Annotated in this window: 2 protein-coding genes; both read left to right on the forward strand. The window is 74.4% G+C overall.

Annotated features, from left to right (window positions below; all coding sequences use genetic code 11):
* Window positions 1-446: phosphoribosylaminoimidazolesuccinocarboxamide synthase (locus AB0N07_RS52180; protein ID WP_365848177.1), on the forward strand; the 446-nt coding region annotated here is incomplete at its 5' end.
* A 173-nt stretch (window positions 447-619) separates the two neighbouring features.
* A partial coding sequence (locus AB0N07_RS52185; protein ID WP_365848179.1) for a hypothetical protein occupies window positions 620-1036 on the forward strand: 417 nt, incomplete at its 3' end.

Consider the following 1036-nt stretch of genomic DNA (forward strand, 5'->3'; position numbering starts at 1 on the left):
AGGCCGAGGTCGGCGAGCACGACGAGAACATCACGTTCGAGCAGATGGTCGAGCGCGTGGGCACCGAGGCCGCCGAGCGCCTGCGGTTCCTCACCCTGGACCTGTACGCCCGCGCCGAGGCGATCGCCCGCGAGGCCGGCATCATCCTGGCGGACACGAAGGTCGAGTTCGGCGTGGACCCCGCCACCGGCCAGGTGGTGCTGGGCGACGAGGTCCTCACCCCGGACTCCTCCCGGTTCTGGGACGCCGAGGACTACGAGCCCGGCCGCACCCAGGCGAGCTTCGACAAGCAGTTCGTCCGCGACTGGCTCACGGGCCCCGACTCCGGCTGGGACAAGACCAGCGGGGAGGCCCCGCCGGCGCTGCCCGCCGACGTCGTGGCCAGGACCCGCGACCGCTACGTGGAGGCGTACGAGCGCCTCACGGGCCGCCCCTTCGTCGCCTGACCCGCACTTTCGAACGTGAGATAGGCCCTCTCTCACGTTCGAAAGTCCCCATTCGCCCGATTTCACGTTCGAAAGTCCGGGGCGGGGCGGGGCGGCTCCTGCACAGGGGCCCGGCCCCGCACTGGAGGGGGTCGGACGCCCGCCCACGACGACGGCGCCCGCATCCTGACCGCATGCCACGCCGCCCCGCACCCCTTCCGCCAGCCCTCGCCGGCCGCGTCTTCACCCGGCGCGAAGCCCTGGACCGCCTCTCCCTCTCCTCCGACCGGCTGCGCAGCCTCGACCTGCGCCAGGTCACCCACGGGGCACACCGCGCGGTCGTCGACGTGCCGGGGTCGTGGGCCGCGCTCGGATACCCCCGCCCCGTGGCGGCCCTGCCGCCGGAGGAGGCCGCTGTCGTGGTGGCTCTGACCCGTGGGGTCGCCTCGCATCTGACGGCGGCGCGGCTGCACGGGCTCGTCCTGCCGTGGTGGGCCGAGGAGGACACACGGGTGCACGTGAGCCGGCCGCACCGCACGGGTCGGACGGGGCGCGCGGGCGTCGCCTGCCACGGACGCACGGTGCCGGCCGAGGACCGCGTGGAGGTGCAC

This window comes from Streptomyces sp. NPDC051172 (genome assembly GCF_040682555.1).
GTDB lineage: Bacteria > Actinomycetota > Actinomycetes > Streptomycetales > Streptomycetaceae > Streptomyces.